This window comes from Granulibacter bethesdensis, from assembly GCF_001889525.1.
GTDB lineage: Bacteria > Pseudomonadota > Alphaproteobacteria > Acetobacterales > Acetobacteraceae > Granulibacter > Granulibacter bethesdensis_C.
In genome coordinates this window covers 975,055-992,915 of the sequence record NZ_CP018192.1, presented here as the reverse complement: position 1 = coordinate 992,915, position 17,861 = coordinate 975,055, and the positions used below count along the sequence as shown (strand labels likewise).

Here is a 17,861-nt window from a genome sequence, read left to right as displayed (position 1 = left end):
CCAAAGCCAGAAGGACTGATGAACCATGCAGATCGGCGTTATCGGACTGGGCCGTATGGGCGGCAATATCGTGCGTCGCCTGATGCGGGACGGACACAAGACTGTCGTCTATGATCGTGCCGCTGATGTCGTGTCCAAATTGTCAGATGAAGGTGCAACCGGAGCATCATCCCTGTCCGATCTCGTCTCCAAACTGGATGCGCCGCGCACAGTATGGGTCATGCTGCCAGCGGGGGAGATTACGGAAGCCACCATCACCGAACTTTCCTCTTTGCTCAGCAGTGATGATGTCATCATTGATGGCGGCAACACTTTCTATAAAGACGATATTCGCCGCGCCAAATCCCTGCGCGAAAAAGGCATTCATTACGTCGATGTGGGCACATCCGGTGGCGTATGGGGGCTGGAGCGTGGCTATTGTATGATGATCGGTGGGGATAAGCCGGTTGTAGAGCGGATCGATTCTGTTCTGAAGACGCTGGCCCCCGGTATCGGTACGATCGAACGTACACCGCATCGCGAAGGGTTCGATGCCCGTGCCGAGGAAGGCTATCTGCATTGCGGGCCGGCCGGGGCAGGCCATTTCGTCAAGATGGTCCATAACGGCATCGAGTACGGAATTATGCAGGCTTATGCTGAAGGCTTCGATATTCTGCATAACAAGAACTCCCCCGAACTGCCGGAAGATGAGCGATTCGAGCTGAACACCACCGATATCGCCGAGGTCTGGCGGCGGGGCAGTGTGATTTCGTCCTGGCTGCTGGATCTGACCGCCATGTCGCTTGCACAGCACCCGACACTGGATAATTTTTCCGGCTCCGTCTCCGATTCCGGTGAAGGTCGTTGGACCATCAATGCCGCTATCGAGGAAGCCGTTCCGGCCCCTGTGCTCAGTGCCGCGCTGTATACCCGCTTCCGCTCCCGCGAGGAGCATAGCTTTGCGGAGAAGATGCTCTCTGCCATGCGCTTCGGCTTCGGGGGACATGTCGAGCAGAAAGGCTGATCGTCATGTCCTCCATTCCCAAAATGGGCTGCACGCGGGCGCAGGCTGAAACCAACAGCACCGTATTCCAGCCCGCTCCTGCCTGCGACATGGTTATTTTCGGGGCAGGTGGTGATCTGACGAAACGTCTGGTGACCCCCTCACTCTACAGTCTGGCAGCATCAAAAATGCTGCCGGATGATTTTCGGGTTGTGGGCGTCGATATCGCCGATCTGGATACGGAAAGCTGGCGCAAACAGCTGACCGATATGATCCATTCCTTTATCGGCAAAAAAGGTGTTGAGTTCGAAACGGATTCCATCGACGAAGATGCCTGGAAATGGCTTATGGATCGCTTCACCTATGTCAAAGGTGATTTCTCCGACAGTCAGACATTTAAAAATCTGGGGCAGTCTCTGCGTGATGGCAACCGCCTGTTCTACCTCGCTGTTGCAGACAGATTTTTTGCGCAGGTTATCGAACAACTTGGCTCCGCTGGACTGACCGAGCAGAAAGATGAAGGGCCGTGGCGTCGTGTCATCGTCGAGAAGCCTTTTGGCCATGATCTTGGATCAGCACAGGATCTGAATAAAAAAATCCTCGGCATTTTGAAGGAAAATCAGGTTTACCGGATTGATCATTTTCTGGGCAAGGAAACCGTCCAGAACATCATGATGATGCGCTTTGGAAATGGCGTGTTCGAAAATCTGTGGAACAACCACTTCATTGAACATGTGCAGATTACCGCCGCGGAAACGGTCGGTGTTGAAAAGCGTGGCGGCTTCTACGACCATGCCGGCGCCTTGCGGGATATGGTGCCCAACCATCTGTTCCAGCTGCTGGCTGTGACGGCGATGGAGCCTCCCGTTTCATTCGATGCAGATGCAGTGCGGTCCGAAAAAGCCAAAGTCCTTCAGGCTGTTCGCCTGATGACGGAGGAAGATGTGGCCGACAATGCCGTCCGCGGCCAGTACGGTTCCGGTACCGTAAAAGACACAGACGTTCAGGGATATCGTTCCGAGCTGAATGTGGATCCGCATTCAGCGACTGAAACGTTCGTTGCCATCAAGTTGATGATCGACAACTGGCGCTGGGGCAAGACGCCTTTCTATCTGCGCACCGGCAAGCATATGAGCGAACGCTGCACCGAAATTGTGCTGCAACTCCGGCGCCCTCCGTTCACGCTGTTCCGTGACACCGGCATCGAAAATCTGCCACCCAATCAGATTGTCATTCGCATCAGCCCAAATGATGGCATGTCGATTGATTTCAACGCCAAGGTTCCCGGGCCGACCGTGCAGGTGAAACAGGTATCGAGCGATTTCCGGTATTCTGATTTCTTCGAACGTCGTCCGACGACCGGCTATGAAACGCTGATCTATGACTGCATGATGGGCGATGCCACACTGTTCCAACGTGCCGATTTCGTCGAGGCAGGCTGGAGGATCGTACAGCCCATTCTGGATGCATGGGCCAGGCAGACGCCTGATTTCCCGAACTACGCATCCGGCAGCAACGGCCCGAAAGAAGCCGATGACTTACTGGCAAAAGACGGGTTCCAGTGGAGGGATCTTAATTCATGAGCCAGAATATCCGGCTTGTTCTGAGCGATGTCGATAATACCCTCGTCACCAAACAGAAAGTTCTGACCCCGCGAGCAATCAAGGCGGTGCAGGCGTTGCGGGATAAGGGGATCAAATTCGCCGTGACCAGTGGCCGCCCTCCGGTCGGGATGCGGATGCTGTTTGAGCCTCTCGCCCTTGATACACCGATCGCGGGCTTCAATGGTGGCATGATCACAGATACCGCACTTCATCCCATTCTGGCCCGCACCCTCCATCTGAATGCTGCGAAGCAGACTGTCGAGATGCTGGAAGAGGCCGGTCTGGATATCTGGGTTTACACGGAGAAGCAGTGGTATCTGCGCAATCCTGATGCCCCGCATGTAGAACGGGAAGCCTGGACCACACAATCCGATCCAGACGTGACCGACGATCTGTTTTCACTCCTGAACGACACTGTGAAGATCGTGGGCGTCAGTGACGATGGCGAACGCGTCAAAAGGGCTGAACGGCATATCAAGACCACACTCGGCAATCAGGCGTCAGTCAATCGTTCGCAGCCTTATTATCTCGATATCACTCATCCCGATGCCAACAAAGGCGGCGTGGTGCGTTATCTCGCTGAATATTACGGCATTGAACCTGTGCAGATCGCGGTCATCGGCGATTCAGCAAATGATGTGGAAATGTTCACAGTCGCCGGATTCAGCATTGCTATGGGCCAGGCGGATGATGAGGTTAAGGCGGAAGCCAGCGCCGTTACCAGTTCCGTCGAGGATGAAGGGTTCGCGAAAGCAATGGAGGAGCATTTTCTCTCATGATCAATCCCGATGCGGCTGCATTGCCAGGAAAACTCGTCGTACTGGATACGGCACAGGCTCTTGCTGACCATGTTGCCGCGTGGCTGGCCGAGCGCATCCAGAAATCTCAGGCTCCGGTGCGTATCGCGCTGTCTGGCGGATCAACCCCCAGGAAACTCTATCAGACTCTTGCTCAGGCCCCGTGGAACAAGCAGATCGACTGGAGCAGGGTGCATCTTTATTGGGGTGATGAGCGCTTCGTTCCGCATGATGACCCCGACAGTAACTTCCACATGACGAACGAAGCTTTGCTGTCCCGTATCGACATTCCGCCCAGCAATGTTTTTCCCATTCCGGGAGAAGGCGATCCGGTCGTCATCGCTGAACGCTATGAAGCGAGGATGAAGGCGGATTATGGGACAGATACGCTTGATCCGGAAAAGCCATTTTTCGACGTCGTGTTTCTAGGCCTCGGTGAGGACGGCCATACAGCGTCCCTCATTCCCGGCCAGCCCATTTTGAAAGAGCGCGAAAAATGGGTTGCCGCCGTATCGGAAGGCCGCCCGGAGGTCAGGATCAGCCTTACTTATCCCGCTCTGGAAAGTGCATCCGTGATCGCTTTTCTGGTCACGGGCAAAGGGAAAGCGGAGATTATCAAAGCTGTTCGTGAAGGCACCACCGACGTTCCCGCCGCGCATCTACGCCCGCATGGTCAGGTGATCTGGTTTACCGCCGACGGAGCCGCCAGTCCCGAATAGAGGCTGGTTCCTTTAGGGACTGTTTAAACAAAAAGAACATCTCTGATATTTAGATGGTCAAACCATCCTCTAAATATCTGTGCATAACTCAAAATATTTAATGATTTCAATGGCGTCCCATAGGGGATTCGAACCCCTGTTGCCGCCGTGAGAGGGCGGTGTCCTAGGCCTCTAGACGAATGGGACGAGGCATTGTGAGGGGCGCTCTATACATGCGGCCTCCTGTCGACGCAAGAGGCCGCCGCCCTTTATCTGGCTGTCTCAGGAATCTGTGGGGCCAGAACGATCTGCGCACGCACGGCGCCGGTCGCCATATCGACGATTACCACACGATCAGGACCACCCCCTTGCAGATGGAGTGCCAGCCTCTTGTCGCTCAGCCCGACACTGGCAATGCGGGAACCGGACGGAGCCGGAACCGAGATGGACTGCGCGCCCTGCTGAAACCAGCCAGCACCGCCCATACGCTGCGGGATCAGGATGGCCAGAGCGACCACTCCCGCAACGATCAGAACACCCATCAGAATAACGGCGGCCTTCAGAAGCTGCTGCATGAATGTCCTTGTCTTTCCTAACCGATCATAATTGCGCTATCCGCGCCCCATGCCTGCCACCCCGAACGATCCAAGCCAAGCAGAAATAACGGTCTCTGCGCCCTCCGATGCGGCGCCGGAGCGGATCGACCGTTTTCTGGCCATCCATCTGCCCGATATGAGCCGCTCCCGGCTGAAATCACTGATCGAGAGCGGCGCGGTCCATCGTGATGGGCAACGGGTCCGTGGACCGGCAGAGATGGTTCGTCCCGGCAGCCTGTACCGGCTGCGTCTGCCCGCCCTTGCTCCGGCCACTCCCATTGCTCAGCACATCGCCTTCCCGATCCTGTTCGAGGATGACGATCTGATTGTGCTCGACAAACCGGCTGGCATGGTAGTGCATCCAGCCCCCGGTAGTCCAGACGGCACGCTGGTCAATGCGCTGCTGGCCTATTGCGGGGAGAACCTGCCCGGAATCGGTGGAGAAAAGCGCCCCGGCATTGTGCATCGTCTGGATAAGGATACGTCCGGCGTCATGGTCGTCGCCAAGACGGAGTTTGCTCTGGCAGCCCTTTCCGCACTATTTGCGGCGCGTGATCTGGAAAGGCTGTATACTGCACTCGCATGGGGTGTCCCTTCGCCCCGAGAAAGCGATATTGAAGGTGCTATCGGACGTGACTCAAGAGATCGCAAGCGCATGGCCATTGTCCGTCATGGCGGCAAACCTGCACTGACCCATTACCGCACCATGGCAACATGGCATGGCGCTGTCACACGGCTGGAATGCAAGCTTGCAACCGGGCGCACTCATCAAATCCGCGTGCATCTCTCAGCGAACGGACACCCCATCATCGGTGATCCGGTCTATCTGCGCCGCATTCCAGCCGTCGCAAAGAGTCTGGATCAGGATGTCAAAAACGCTCTGCTCGACTTTCCCCGCCAGGCCCTCCATGCCGGCGTGCTAGGGTTCAGGCACCCCCGAACCAGTGAAAGCCTGCGTTTCGAGACGCCTTTGCCGGAAGATATGATGAGCCTCATCGATTTACTCGATCATAATTCATAGTTTATCATAATTTTAATGTTGACCGGACCAGATTGGTCCTTTATCTTTTCTACATAGACACGGTGCTGTGGGGTGCCCCACCGTGTCGGCCTGTCGTCTTTACCATTGCCTCATGCAGGGATGATGAAGCGGCCATAAGGTCTTCTGGACACCCTTTCCGGCTTATCCTCCGGAACCGATGCGCCTTCTGCGCCTTATCATGGGCAGGACACAGCACATCGCCAGACGAAAGGAGCCTGTCCGTGGCCTCTGCCGTCATTAAAATCGCTCCTGAGGGCAACCTTTCCCGTTACCTTCAGGAAATTCGCAAATATCCCATGCTCACCCCTGAGGAGGAGTTGGACCTGTCGCGCCGCTGGCGTGACACAGAAGATATGGGTGCGGCCCATCGGCTTGTCACCTCCCATCTTCGTCTCGTCGCCAAAATTGCTATGGGTTATCGTGGCTATGGCCTGCCCGTTGGTGAACTCATCAGCGAAGGCAATGTCGGAATGATGCAGGCAGTCCGCCGGTTCGATCCGGATCGCGGCTTCCGTCTGGCAACCTATGCGATGTGGTGGATCAGAGCCGCTATTCAGGAATATATCCTGCATAGCTGGTCGCTGGTGAAAATGGGTACGACTGCGGCTCAGAAAAAACTGTTCTTCAACCTTCGCCGTCTGAAGGGGCAGATGCAGGCCATTGACGATGGCGATCTGAAGCCGGAGCAGGTGTCCAAAATCGCTACCTCGCTGAATGTGCCGGAGCAGGATGTGGTGCAGATGAACCGCCGCATGTCCGCCCCGGATCACAGCCTGAACGCTCCGCTGCGTCAGGAAGGCGAAGGAGAGTGGCAGGACTGGCTGGTCGATGATGCCGAGACACAGGAAACCGTGCTCGCGGATACTGAGGAGCTGGGTGGCCGCAAAACCCTGTTGGCCAATGCCCTGAAAACCTTGAACGACCGCGAACGCCATATCCTGACCGAGCGGCGTCTGAAAGACGAGCCGACCACGCTCGAAGATCTGTCGCAGCACTACAATATCTCGCGCGAGCGGGTGCGGCAGATTGAGGTGCGCGCTTTCGAGAAGCTTCAGAAGGCGATGAAAGCCGAAGTCATCGAACAGCGCCGCATAGCGGATCAGAAGGTCGAGGACTATCAACGCGCCACCGCAGCCTGATCGTCTTTCTTCTGCCCTCCCCTCGAACAGACAAACGGCCCGGTTTTTCAACCGGGCCGTTTTTACAGGCGCTCAACCCTCGAACGGGTCTTTCACCAGAATGGTATCATCCCGATCCGGGCTGGTGGAAAGCAGCGTGACCGGAACCTCGGTCAGTTCCTCGATCCGCCGGACATATTTGATGGCCTGCGCAGGAAGATCGGCCCATGAGCGCGCACCTTGCGTGGAGCCGGACCAGCCTTCCATCGACTCATAAACCGGCTTCGCTGCCGCCTGAGCCGCCGGAGAAGCAGGCAAACGCCGGAATGTCTCGCCATTGATCTGATAGCCGGTGCAGATTTTCAGCTCCGGCAGACCGTCCAGCACATCCAGCTTGGTCAGTGCCAGCCCCTGAATACCGCCGACCTTCACCGCCTGCCGCACCAGCACCGCATCGAACCAGCCGCAGCGACGGCGGCGACCGGTGACGGTGCCGAATTCATGGCCGCGATCACCAAGCAGTTCGCCGGTTTCGTCAAACAATTCGGTCGGGAACGGACCAGAGCCGACACGGGTGGAATAGGCCTTGGCAATACCGAGTACAAAATCGACCGCGCTTGGCCCCATGCCGGAGCCGCCGGCTGCTGTCGCCGCGATGGTGTTGCTGCTGGTCACAAACGGATAGGTGCCGTGATCGACATCCAGCATCACCGCCTGCGCACCTTCGAACAGGATGCGCTGTCCGGCCCGCTTGATCTCATCCAGCCGTTCCCACACCGGTTCCGCATAAGGCAGAATTTTCGGTGCCAGCATGAGAAGCTGATCGAGCAGCGTCTGCTTCTCGAAAGTTTCAGCACCCAACCCGGCCAGAAGGGTGTTGTGATGTAACAGCAGCTCATCCAGCTTGGCGGACAGGGTTTCCGGCTCGGCCAGATCGGCGATACGGATCGCGCGGCGGGCAACCTTATCCTCATAAGCAGGGCCGATGCCGCGGCCTGTGGTGCCGATCTTGCTGTCACCCCTCGCCTGCTCCCGCGCACGGTCGATAGCACCGTGTAGCGGCAGGATCAGCGTCGCATTATCGGCAATCCGCAAGGTCTCCGGCCCTACGGCCAACCCTTGAGCGGAAACCCGCGCGATTTCAGACAGCAACGCCTCCGGATCGACCACCACGCCATTGCCGATAATGCCAAGCTTGCCTCGCACCAGCCCGCTGGGCAGCAGGGACAGCTTGTAAGTCTGATCACCGACCACCAGCGTATGGCCCGCATTATGGCCACCCTGGAAACGAACCACGACATCGGCGCGGCTGGCGAGCCAGTCCACGACCTTGCCTTTTCCTTCGTCACCCCACTGGGCGCCGATCACGGCAACATTGGCCATGCGCGTTACTCCATGAAATCAGGCAGGCTGCTCTATAACCCGCCATCCACAATGCGCTTGCGCGCAGAAAACACCACTCCGGCATGCTCCTGACATATCATCGGGATCAGACCGGCAGGCAAAGAAGCAAAATCAGCTGTCCAGCGCATCCGGCACAGCCACCAACGCACTGTCAGCAAGGACATGCGCACAGCCCTGCTGCCGTGCCGCTACGAAGTGATCCGATGCATGAGCGCCGGCAACACCATCCAGGGCCGCCACCGTCACAAAGCCCTGACGCCGCAACGCCGCAGCGCGATCGGCATTGGCACCCACCGGAACATATACACGGACAGGGCGATGTTTGGAGGCGATTGCCATCAGAATGGCTTCCGGATACAGAGTCAGACCGGATGCTGATTCCGGACCTGCTTCCCCCTGACACATATAGCGGCCACCGCCACCCAACTCCTGCCCCACACCTGGCGCACCGCCTCCGGGGGCATAAACCGTCATGCAGATACCGGTATGATAACGGAAGCCACGGAATTCAACAGGATCAATCGTCAGACGGAGATCAGGCGCACTGACGCGGATTTCGCCCACCGTTGCCGCCAGACGCTCAGCCAGAGCCTGTGCCTCATCCGGCAATGCAGCCCGTTGCAGCGCTGCCAGCGCGCCCGCTGCCGGACCGGCAGATAACAGCAGATCACCCAGAATATCGGCGATAGCGGGCCCGACAATGCGATCGGCCTGTTTCTTCACTTCGGCCGCATCCTTGCGATCCAACGCATGCAGAAGGGGTTTCAGATTGCCATCTGTCTGCTTGGCCTGACCCAGCAGCACCGGTACCAGAGAAGGCAGCGTCAGATCGAAGCTGACCCGCGTAAGGCCAGCTGCCGCCAAAGCTTCCCGCGCGACCAGAATAAGCTCCGCATCGGCAGAAGGCGTATCCACTCCGATCAATTCTATCCCGGCCTGAGAAACCTGACGGTCGGCGGAAAGGGAACCGGGGCTGACCCGCACACATTCCCCGGCATAGCACAGCCGCAACGGACGCGCAGCCTCGGCCAGCCTTGTGGTCGCGATACGCGCAATCTGGGGTGTGATATCGGGTCTGACCGCCATCATCCGATGGCTGTCCGGGTCCATCAGCCGGAAAGACTGATCTGATACAGCGCCACCCGCTCCGGCGAACAGGGTTTCTTCGAACTCTATCAGGGGCGGCTTGACCCGGCGATAACCATGCGCCGAGAAAACCCCCATCAGGGTCGCTACGCAAACGGCCTCTGCCTCCGCCTCGGGAGGCAGCAGATCGCGCAGTCCCGACGGGAGCAGCGCCTTATTGGATGTGATGTCGCTCATGCCGCCCGGGGCTATAGCATCCGTCCAGCACCATCAGGAAGGCAGGAGTTTGGCAATTCTCCTCTGTCCAGCAGAATTATAGCGTCAAACAGGTCGCCTCACTGCCGATGATAGCCCTCACAACGCCCCTTGCCACACCTATTGACCGTGACACCTGACAGGCCCATGCGGCAACCTGATGGTTCCAGAACCGTTTCAGAGTACGGAACCCCTTTGCGGTCTCGTTACGATCCTCAACAGAAAGACCCGTTTTCATCGTGTCGCCATCGTCAGCCACGTCACCGCCCTCTGGCCCGCCACCCCGTCAGAGCAATCTCGTGACAAATCTCTATGGCATTGTTGATGGCAGTGCCGATCCCACCAGCAGCCGGATCGGGCTGGGTGCCCTGTCCGATCATGCGGGCAGCAGCGGGCCGGGTCTGATCCTGTTGCTGCTCGGGCTGGCCATGCTGATACCCGGACCCGCACCTGTTTTCGGGAGTGCTACCTGTATCATCTCCATCGGCCTGATGATTCGCGGGGATCATCTCTGGATGCCTGATTTTCTGCGTCGCAGAAGCATGGCAAGGCACGATATCAATGCCGTCCTCAAGCGTTTGGAGCGGCCTTTGAACTGGCTGGGCCGTCACAGCAGGCCGGGCTGGCTTTGGGCCATGGACGGGATATGGCAGAAGCTGACCGGGCTTGCCTGCCTGAGCAATGCAATCCTTATTATCCTGCCGATTCCACTGGGCAATATGCTCCCTGCGGCGGCCCTGCTGGTCTCTGCCACCGGTGTTTTCGTTCAGGATGGACGTTGGATTACAGTAGGCTGGATCATGGCTCTGGTAGCGCTGGCAGCCGATATTGCGCTGGTGATGCTCGGCTATACCGCCATCCTGCATCTGATCGGACTGGCAGCATGAATGATAAAGCCGAGTTTGCTCCACCACGGCGAGCCGCCCTGTTCATCAACAGGGAAAGCCGCAAGGGACGGAATGCGGCCGATCAAGTCATCGCCGCTTTGGAAGCCCAAGGGATAAAGGTCGAAATACCATCCTGCCAGGGTCCAGATGACATCAACCACAGTCTGCTCCACCTGCGCGACTCTATCGACTGTGCCGTGATCGGCGGTGGTGACGGAACGCTGAATGCCGCCGCCCCAGCTCTGATGGAGACGCAGCTTCCCTTAGGCATTATCCCGCTGGGCACCGCGAATGATCTGGCACGAACACTGAATATCCCTACCAACCCGGAGCAGGCCGCACGCATCATAGCACAGGGCAAGCAGCATCTGATTGATCTGGGTGAAGTCAATGGAGTGCCCTTTTTCAATGTCGCCAGTATCGGGTTCGGCGTCGCCCTGACCCGTGCGCTCACCAGCGACTCGAAAAAACGGTTTGGAATATTCGGTTACCCGATCGCAGCCATGCGGGTCGCACGGCGCCTGCGTCCCTTTCATGCTGAGATCCGTCACGGTGGAACGACGACGGTCACTAAAACACTTCATCTGGCCATCGGTAACGGACGCCATTATGGCGGAGGAATGACGGTCAGCGAAGATGCCTCTATCGATGACGGCAAGCTGGATGTGTGGAGTCTGGAAGTTGAAAGCGCATGGGGGCTGATCCGCCTGTTACCGGCCCTGTGGCGGGGAACACAGGGACGCTGGCGTGAGGTCATAACCCTGTCAGAGGAGGCTCTGGAAGTACGCACCAGACATCCTCGCAGCATTAATACAGATGGTGAGATCACAACACGCACGCCAGCCGATTTTATTGTCCGGCGTCGGGCAGTGCGCGTATTCGGGCCGTAAATAACATGGACCGGCATTCAAACAGGGCCGGTCCTGATGCTATCCTGCAAAGATTACTTTTTTGTCTTGCTTTCAGCTTCCTTGAAGGCCGCATTGTATTTGCTGAAATTGTCCCAGATACCTTTCTGAATAGTGCTGGCGGATTTACTGATGGCATCCATTTCCGTCTTCGCCTCATTGCGGACACAGGTATTATAGGTCTGTGCATCTTTCTGGTACTGGTTCACCTTTTTTACGCTCTCGCCGTATTTAGCGTAGTTGCTGAGGTCGATGGCCGGGGCCGACGGCTCTGCCCCGCATTTCGATGGCTTCCAGCCCGTATCGGCGGCCTGCGCCATGGCAGGCAGAACGGAGACGGTGAGCAGAGCAAAAACGAATAGACGCATCATGACCTTACCTTTTCATGCCAGTGACGTTCCCGGCCACGGGAAACACCGTCCAGAGAGAATGCAAGCCGCAAACCGGGCCGCGTAGATAAAACGCGAAAGAGGTTTTAGCGCCAGCCCTCACCCTGCATATCGTCCTGCATCCAAAGCCGGTCTCTTCAAGGCAACTTCCGCTCCCAACCGGCAGAACCCTCCCGCAATTCCATGTGAGAGGCCAGCAGAATACGTCTTGTCATGGTCAGGGCACCTACTCCGCTCAGCAGGCAGGCGGCACCCCAGTGTCCCCCATTATTCGGGCCGCCCCATCCGCCGGGAGATCCGACCAACAAGAAAAAGACCCCCGATACTACCAGCAGGGCCGCCTTCGCCTTTAATCCGGAGCGCAGAGCAAGAAAGCCGAGAACAATAAAAACAAAATACAGGGCGATGGCTGATGCCCGTATCAGATTCTCCAGCCGGACCCCCAGCGTCGCCAACAGATCCATGATATGGGATTGGACCGTTTCCACCAGTTCAGCCAGCATTACGAACAAACTGCCAGGGTCAAGCGCGTAAATCGTCAGGGCGATCACGGCTCCGACAAACCACACGATCATCAAGGAACGGTTATCCATCGTCCACTCTACCCGCTTCTGAGTCTGTTTCATCAGGCGTCATCGCCGGATTGGATCAGGCCATCCCCGAAAAGCGGAGGATCATACCCGTTATCACGAACCCGCGTGAACCGTCAGTGTGACCTGACCTGTTCCTCATGGCCGGACGGGTGAGACTGCCATTGCTGCAAGGCATGCAGGGTGTTGGAAACATGTTTCTCTGGATTACCATCCGTATAGACGTAGATGATCCGACCAGGCTGTCCCGCAGCACCCGGCACGATCACGTATGAGGTACGGGTGGCATGCATGCTGAGCGCATCCGGAAGCACCTGATACTGCCTCAGCACGGTACGATCCGGATCTGCCGCCACCGCAAATTTCCCGCCGCACGCGGACTCAGAGAATTTTTCAAGGGTTGTCAGCGCATCCCCCGATACCCCGATGACCGTGGCATTCTGGGCTTTGAAACGCGGCATGGCCTCGGCGAAATCATGGGCCTCCTGCGTACAGCCGGAGGTAAAAGCAGCCGGGTAGAAATAAACTACCACCGGACCACGCCTGAGCGCCTCGGCCAAAGAAAAACGGAATGTCTTTCCGGCCAGCGCAGCCTCCAGAGAAAAATCGGGGGCCTGCTGCCCTTCCGCCAGCTCCGCCTGCGCATTCTCAGACAGACAGACCGTTGTCAGCCCCGTCAGAGCCACCCATCCCGCAAGAAAACCGGGAGCCAACCAGGCTGGGAACTTCATACTGCCCTCACTGCTCAATCACATTACCGGGCATGAACGCAGCAAACAGCGGGCCAGATGCATCCCCTCCAAGGTTTACATCCGGCCCATTTGTTCAAACTTCTGAAGCAGCTGCGATCAGGCAGCCTTTTGCACGTATTCCGACTGCACCTGAGCATAGGCCCAGTCGATCCAGCCCAGCAGACATTCGACATCAGCCGTTTCAACCGTCGCCCCACCCCAGATGCGGAACCCGGAAGGGGCATCACGATAATTGGCGAAGTCGAACCCGGCTCCTTCCGCCTCGATCAACGACACCATCCGCTTTACCGCCGCAGCCTGTTCCACCACATCCAGCGCTGTAAACCACGGTGACACAGGACGAAGGGTGATGGAGGTCGTGGCGCGTGTAGCAGGGTTCTTTGCAAGAAAATCAATCCACGGGGTGCGGGCAACCCAGCGTTCCACCGCCGCGAAATTCGCCTGACTGCGCGCGATCAGCGCCTTCACACCACCGATACGCTCCGCCCATGCGATGGCTGACATCGCATCCTCGACGCAAAGCATGGAGGGGGTATTGATGGTCTCACCCTGGAAAAGACTATCAATCAACCGGGGCTTACCATCCGGGCCGGGTTCGGTCAGGCGGAAAATCTTCGGCAGGGGGCGCTGCGGCTGGAAGGTCAGCAAACGGTCGACCGCGCGAGGCGACAACGCGATCATGCCATGCGCGGCTTCTCCACCCAGCACTTTCTGCCAGGACCATGTGACGACATCGAGCTTGTCCCATGGCAATTCCATCGCAAATGCAGCCGAGGTCGCATCGCAGATCGTCAACCCTTTGCGATCAGCCGGGATCCAGTCCGCATCGGGCATTTTTACCCCGGCTGCGGTACCGTTCCAAGCGAAGACGATATCACGGTTCAGGGCATCGACTGCCGATAGATCAGGAAGTTCACCCCATGGAGCGCGGAACAGCCGATAATCAGTCAGATTGAGCTGCGTGCCGACATCCACAGCCCACATTTCAGTAAAGGTTTCCCAAGCCAGCACGTCCACGCCACGCGCCCCGAGCATCGACCAGAGCGCCATTTCCACCGCACCGGTATCGGAGGCCGGAACCAGCCCGACGATCCAGTCGGCAGGAAGCTCCAACAGCGCATGGCTGCGACGGATCACTTCGTTCAGACGGGCCTTCGGCGCGACCATACGGTGGTTACGACCCAATAGGGATACATCCAGCGCCGCGAGCGACCAACCGGGATGCTTGGTGCATGGGCCGGAGGAGAATTGCGGATTGGCCGGACGCTGGACCGGCTTCGCTGAGAGAGCCATGAGAGGAAACGCTCCTTGTTACCGTACCGGGTCACCATGCCAGAACCTTTTGACCATAGCGGTCATTGGCATTGAACACAGGCGACCTGTACGGAACAGGCTCTACTCTTCGCCACAAAGGCATGGTTATGCCAAAACCGAACGGCTGGGCTGCCGGAGCATGGGTGCTTCATAATCCCTGCCCAGATTTCTCACTGATCGATGCTCAGACATCAGTCGGGGCAACAGCTGAAAAGCCGAGGCTTGGAGAGGCCTCATCGGGATTTTCATCGTGCCGGACCTCGACCGTTTCGGCACGGTTCAGCATGGCCAGCGCAATTTCACGCTCCCCCATCACCACGAAATCAGCCCCGTACTCCTGCAGATGGCGGACTTCATCATCGAAATGCGCCCGGCAGACGATCTCCAGATGTGGATTCCGCTGGCGAGCCTGTTCGACTATCTGTCCGGCCTCGAATGCATTGGGGATTGCGATCAGCAACAGCCTCGCTTCAGTCACATTGGCAAGATCGAGAACATTCCCACCGGCGGCATTGCCGAGGAACACATCAGCCCCATGATCGCGCAGGTTACGGGCAAGCTCGTTATTTTCTTCAATGACAACCAGCGGCTTGCCGCCTTCTAGCAGGGCAGCGGCAATCAGGCCACCGACACGGCCTGCCCCAACCAGAACGGCATGCTGCCGGAGTGTGGTTGGAACCGGCGTATCGTCCGGCTCTTCGCTCTCTGGCTGAGCGGGGATCTTGTCTTCTGTTGGCGTAGTCAACGCGTTTACTGTCTCCTGCTGAGCGGCTGCAACGGCCTGACGCCGCCGCTCATAGAAGGAAAACAGCAGAGGATTGAGGAAGATCGAGATGATGGAGGCACCCAGGATCATATCCTGTCCCTCCTTTGGCATCAGCCCGAGAGAAACACCGAGCGACGCCAAAATGAAGGAGAACTCGCCAATCTGTCCCAGTCCGGCGGCAATCATCATCGATGCGCTCATGGACTGGCGGAGGGCGCGCAGGATCATAAATGTCACCAGCGGCGTGCCAATCACAACCACCGCAACCGTAACCATCACCTCCACCGGCTGACGGATCAGGATAGACGGATTAACCAGCATGCCAACGGAAACGAAAAACAGCACCGCAAATGCATCACGCAGCGGCAGGCTTTCCTCTGCCGCACGTTGGCTGAGCTGGCTTTCGCTCAGCACCACGCCGGCAAAAAATGCTCCCAGTGCGAAAGAAACGCCGAACAGTTCAGAAGCTGTGAATGCAACGGTCAAGGCAATCGCCAGCACCGCAAGACGGAAAATCTCGCGCGAACCGGTATGCGCGGCATAGTGCAGCACCATGGGGATCACGCGCTTGCCGATCACCATCATCAGCACGATGAAAGCGATGACTTTGCCAAGCGTCAGACCAATGGTTTCCAGCAGCGGCAGAACATCAATCTGCCCCCCCTTCATTACTCCTGTCAGCGCAGGCAGCAGCACCAGAATAAGGACCGTAACCAGATCCTGGATAATCAGCCAACCAATGGCATGACGCCCCTTGGCTGTTTCCATCAGGTGGCGGTCCTGCAGTGCACGCATCAGCACGACAGTGCTGGCGACAGAAAGGCAGAAGCCAAAGACGATCGCTGCCCCCACCGACCAGCCGAACAACAACGCGGCACCAAATCCCAGCAGGCAGGTAAAGGAAAGCTGCAACAAGGCGCCCGGCACAGCAATATTTTTGACCGCCTGCAAATCCTTGACGGAAAAATGGAGCCCCGTGCCGAACATCAACAGAATCACACCGATTTCGGCCAGTTGCGAACTGAGTGTCTGATCCGCAACAAAGCCCGGCGTAAAAGGCCCCAGCGCCACGCCCGCCAACAGATACCCGACCAGCGGAGGCAGACGCAGCCGATGCGCCGCCGTTCCAAACAGAAAGGCCAGCCCGAAACCGATCACGATCATGGCAATCAGATTATTGTCATGCGCCATGATACGGCCCCCTGTTCTCGTTGCATTCTGAGTGTAACGTGCCAGATCGCAATGGGGCGAGATTTTACTTTGTCTTTTTTCCTCACCGGCTTGTGATAAAAAAATATGACCCGAACTGAACCTCCGGCAGAAAGCATGACAGCACAGGATAGGCAGTCTTCCGCTTCGAATGGCACCCGCCAGACTGTGTTTTCTCAGGCAACGGAGAACGCCCAGAAACGATTCGGCTCCTATCAGGCGCTCCGCCAGAAAACATTCCGATCCAGCATTGACCAGCCTCTTGCCGATTTCATTGCCGAACGGGACAGCTTTTACCTCGCGACCTCCAGCGCCAGTGGACAGCCTTACATACAGCACCGTGGTGGAACAGTTGGTTTTCTGCGGGTTCTGGACCGTTCAACGCTGGGTTTCGCCGATCTGAAGGGAAACCGACAGTACATCACCACCGGCAATCTGTCGGAAAATCCAAAATGCTGCCTGTTTCTGATGGATTATGAGGAACGCCACAGGGTCAAGATATGGGGTAAGGCTCGTATGGTTGATGACGACCCCGCTTTGCTGGACAGGCTGCGCGTCGATTCCTATGCCGGGCATCCGCTTCAGGCTTTCATCATGCATGTCACTGCCTGGGATTCAAACTGTGCGGCGCATATCCCAATCAAAATTCCCGTGCAGGCAATGGCTGCCCGCATTGCAGCGCTGGAAGCGAGAATTGCCAAGTTGGAAAAGGAGAATTTCGATCTCTACGCGCGATGCCGCGCGCTTGAAAACGGGGGCTGAAGATAAACAATTCATCCATTCAGGCGGGATGACCAGTCCTCGACTGCCCCGACTTCCAGCCGGCGCAGCACGGCGCGTCGCCAGCCTTCCGGCAGATGCGGCAGCGCGGCCATCTCCGACAGCTCATCCCGGTTCAGCGAATCGACATACAGCACGTTCCATACGCGCCGCAGCGTCCATGCAGGAGAGCGACGCTCAAGAAGCTGGAACCGATCCCCGGCACGGATCGTCCCTTCTTCCAGCACCCGATAATACCAGCCCGTACGCCCGGTTTCCTGCACACGCAGCGCCATTTTTCTGAGGCCGAAGCGTGCATTCAGCTTCCAGCAAGGCTGACGCGACTGCGAGACCTCCAGCAAGGCACCCCCAAGGCGGAACACATCCCCCAGCGCCACATCCTCCTCCATGATCCCAAGGGAGGATAAGTTCTCGCCAAAGCCGCCGGGACGAAGCAAAGGGTGTTCCCCTTCTTCCTGTCTCCAAATGGCATAATGCTCGACCGGATAGTGATGCAGCGCCTTGTCGGGGCCACCATGAACGCGGCGATCCGCCTGATCGTCCTCAGCGAACCCGTTCCAATATGCCTGCAAGGCACCCGCAACCGGGCGTTTGTCGATCGCGCTCGGCACCTGCCGCTCCCCCAATGGAGCAGAGCGTCCAATCAGAACATGCAGCAGGGAGCCATTCAGATGTTTCATCCGC

The 17,861-nt window shown here is 57.7% G+C and carries 19 protein-coding genes and 1 tRNA gene; 9 read left to right on the top strand and 11 right to left on the bottom strand.

Features of this window, described 5'->3' with window-relative positions:
* Positions 1-25 precede the first annotated feature (25 nt).
* The 4 genes from gnd to pgl are packed head-to-tail and all read left to right on the top strand — an operon-like array spanning position 26 to position 4,102.
* The gene (gene gnd / locus GbCGDNIH6_RS04430; protein WP_072562989.1) at positions 26-1,003 is read left to right on the top strand and encodes a phosphogluconate dehydrogenase (NAD(+)-dependent, decarboxylating); all 978 of its coding nucleotides are present in this window, start codon (positions 26-28) and stop codon (positions 1,001-1,003) included.
* A gap of 5 nt (positions 1,004-1,008) precedes the next feature.
* The gene (gene zwf / locus GbCGDNIH6_RS04425) at positions 1,009-2,565 is read left to right on the top strand and encodes a glucose-6-phosphate dehydrogenase (RefSeq protein ID WP_232449965.1); all 1,557 of its coding nucleotides are present in this window, start codon (positions 1,009-1,011) and stop codon (positions 2,563-2,565) included.
* Positions 2,562-3,365 (top strand): Cof-type HAD-IIB family hydrolase, encoded by an 804-nt coding sequence (locus GbCGDNIH6_RS04420; protein WP_072562988.1) that lies wholly within the window; start codon positions 2,562-2,564, stop codon positions 3,363-3,365. Before zwf ends, GbCGDNIH6_RS04420 begins: the two co-directional genes overlap by 4 nt.
* Positions 3,362-4,102 (top strand): 6-phosphogluconolactonase, encoded by a 741-nt coding sequence (gene pgl / locus GbCGDNIH6_RS04415; protein WP_072562987.1) that lies wholly within the window; start codon positions 3,362-3,364, stop codon positions 4,100-4,102. The genes GbCGDNIH6_RS04420 and pgl overlap by 4 nt, the downstream gene beginning before the upstream one ends.
* A gap of 110 nt (positions 4,103-4,212) precedes the next feature.
* Here the strand turns inward: pgl and GbCGDNIH6_RS04410 are convergent.
* Positions 4,213-4,288 (bottom strand) — tRNA-Glu (locus GbCGDNIH6_RS04410).
* A gap of 62 nt (positions 4,289-4,350) precedes the next feature.
* Positions 4,351-4,656 (bottom strand): hypothetical protein, encoded by a 306-nt coding sequence (locus GbCGDNIH6_RS04405; RefSeq protein WP_072562986.1) that lies wholly within the window; start codon positions 4,654-4,656, stop codon positions 4,351-4,353.
* Between the two features lie 49 nt (positions 4,657-4,705).
* Between GbCGDNIH6_RS04405 and GbCGDNIH6_RS04400 the strand changes: the two genes are divergently transcribed.
* On the top strand, positions 4,706-5,698 hold the full coding sequence (locus GbCGDNIH6_RS04400; RefSeq protein WP_072564337.1) for an RluA family pseudouridine synthase: 993 nt from the start codon (positions 4,706-4,708) through the stop codon (positions 5,696-5,698).
* A 236-nt stretch (positions 5,699-5,934) separates the two neighbouring features.
* A complete protein-coding gene (gene rpoH / locus GbCGDNIH6_RS04395; protein ID WP_408606543.1) occupies positions 5,935-6,858 on the top strand; it encodes an RNA polymerase sigma factor RpoH in 924 nt (307 codons plus the stop codon).
* A 72-nt stretch (positions 6,859-6,930) separates the two neighbouring features.
* On the opposite strand, the gene GbCGDNIH6_RS04390 is transcribed toward rpoH, so the two are convergent.
* The 3 genes from GbCGDNIH6_RS04390 to GbCGDNIH6_RS12335 form a co-directional block, all read right to left on the bottom strand.
* Positions 6,931-8,220 (bottom strand): adenylosuccinate synthase, encoded by a 1,290-nt coding sequence (locus tag GbCGDNIH6_RS04390; protein WP_072562985.1) that lies wholly within the window; start codon positions 8,218-8,220, stop codon positions 6,931-6,933.
* Between the two features lie 132 nt (positions 8,221-8,352).
* A complete protein-coding gene (locus GbCGDNIH6_RS04385; RefSeq protein WP_072562984.1) occupies positions 8,353-9,564 on the bottom strand; it encodes an ATP phosphoribosyltransferase regulatory subunit in 1,212 nt (403 codons plus the stop codon).
* A gap of 76 nt (positions 9,565-9,640) precedes the next feature.
* Positions 9,641-9,841 (bottom strand): hypothetical protein, encoded by a 201-nt coding sequence (locus GbCGDNIH6_RS12335; protein ID WP_157692324.1) that lies wholly within the window; start codon positions 9,839-9,841, stop codon positions 9,641-9,643.
* 40 nt (positions 9,842-9,881) lie between these two features.
* Here GbCGDNIH6_RS12335 and GbCGDNIH6_RS04380 point away from each other — a divergent pair, with 40 nt between their 5' ends.
* Together GbCGDNIH6_RS04380 and GbCGDNIH6_RS04375 are read left to right on the top strand one after the other, a co-directional pair.
* Positions 9,882-10,469, top strand: a complete 588-nt coding sequence (locus GbCGDNIH6_RS04380; RefSeq protein WP_072562983.1) for an exopolysaccharide biosynthesis protein — start codon at positions 9,882-9,884, stop codon at positions 10,467-10,469.
* Positions 10,466-11,359 (top strand): lipid kinase, encoded by an 894-nt coding sequence (locus tag GbCGDNIH6_RS04375; protein WP_072562982.1) that lies wholly within the window; start codon positions 10,466-10,468, stop codon positions 11,357-11,359. The genes GbCGDNIH6_RS04380 and GbCGDNIH6_RS04375 overlap by 4 nt, the downstream gene beginning before the upstream one ends.
* Before the next feature lie 53 nt (positions 11,360-11,412).
* Here the strand turns inward: GbCGDNIH6_RS04375 and GbCGDNIH6_RS04370 are convergent, their stop codons facing one another.
* The 5 genes from GbCGDNIH6_RS04370 to GbCGDNIH6_RS04350 form a co-directional block, all read right to left on the bottom strand.
* Entirely contained in the window at positions 11,413-11,748 is a 336-nt protein-coding gene (locus GbCGDNIH6_RS04370) for a hypothetical protein (protein ID WP_072562981.1), read from the bottom strand.
* A 155-nt stretch (positions 11,749-11,903) separates the two neighbouring features.
* Complete coding sequence (locus GbCGDNIH6_RS04365) at positions 11,904-12,392, bottom strand: hypothetical protein (RefSeq protein WP_157692323.1); 489 nt, start codon at positions 12,390-12,392, stop codon at positions 11,904-11,906.
* An 80-nt stretch (positions 12,393-12,472) separates the two neighbouring features.
* Positions 12,473-13,087 carry a peroxiredoxin gene (locus tag GbCGDNIH6_RS04360; protein ID WP_081369962.1) on the bottom strand — a complete coding sequence of 205 codons (615 nt, stop codon included), beginning with the start codon at positions 13,085-13,087 and terminating at the stop codon, positions 12,473-12,475.
* A 117-nt stretch (positions 13,088-13,204) separates the two neighbouring features.
* A complete protein-coding gene (locus GbCGDNIH6_RS04355) occupies positions 13,205-14,401 on the bottom strand; it encodes a phosphoserine transaminase (protein WP_072562979.1) in 1,197 nt (398 codons plus the stop codon).
* 205 nt (positions 14,402-14,606) lie between these two features.
* Positions 14,607-16,379: a cation:proton antiporter domain-containing protein gene (locus GbCGDNIH6_RS04350; protein WP_072562978.1), complete on the bottom strand. Its 1,773-nt coding sequence runs from the start codon at positions 16,377-16,379 to the stop codon at positions 14,607-14,609.
* A 105-nt stretch (positions 16,380-16,484) separates the two neighbouring features.
* Here GbCGDNIH6_RS04350 and GbCGDNIH6_RS04345 point away from each other — a divergent pair, with 105 nt between their 5' ends.
* Complete coding sequence (locus tag GbCGDNIH6_RS04345) at positions 16,485-17,159, top strand: pyridoxamine 5'-phosphate oxidase family protein (protein ID WP_198355808.1); 675 nt, start codon at positions 16,485-16,487, stop codon at positions 17,157-17,159.
* A gap of 11 nt (positions 17,160-17,170) precedes the next feature.
* Here GbCGDNIH6_RS04345 and GbCGDNIH6_RS04340 read toward each other — a convergent pair whose 3' ends face one another.
* The gene (locus tag GbCGDNIH6_RS04340; RefSeq protein WP_072562976.1) at positions 17,171-17,857 is read right to left on the bottom strand and encodes an MOSC domain-containing protein; all 687 of its coding nucleotides are present in this window, start codon (positions 17,855-17,857) and stop codon (positions 17,171-17,173) included.
* Positions 17,858-17,861 lie beyond the last annotated feature (4 nt).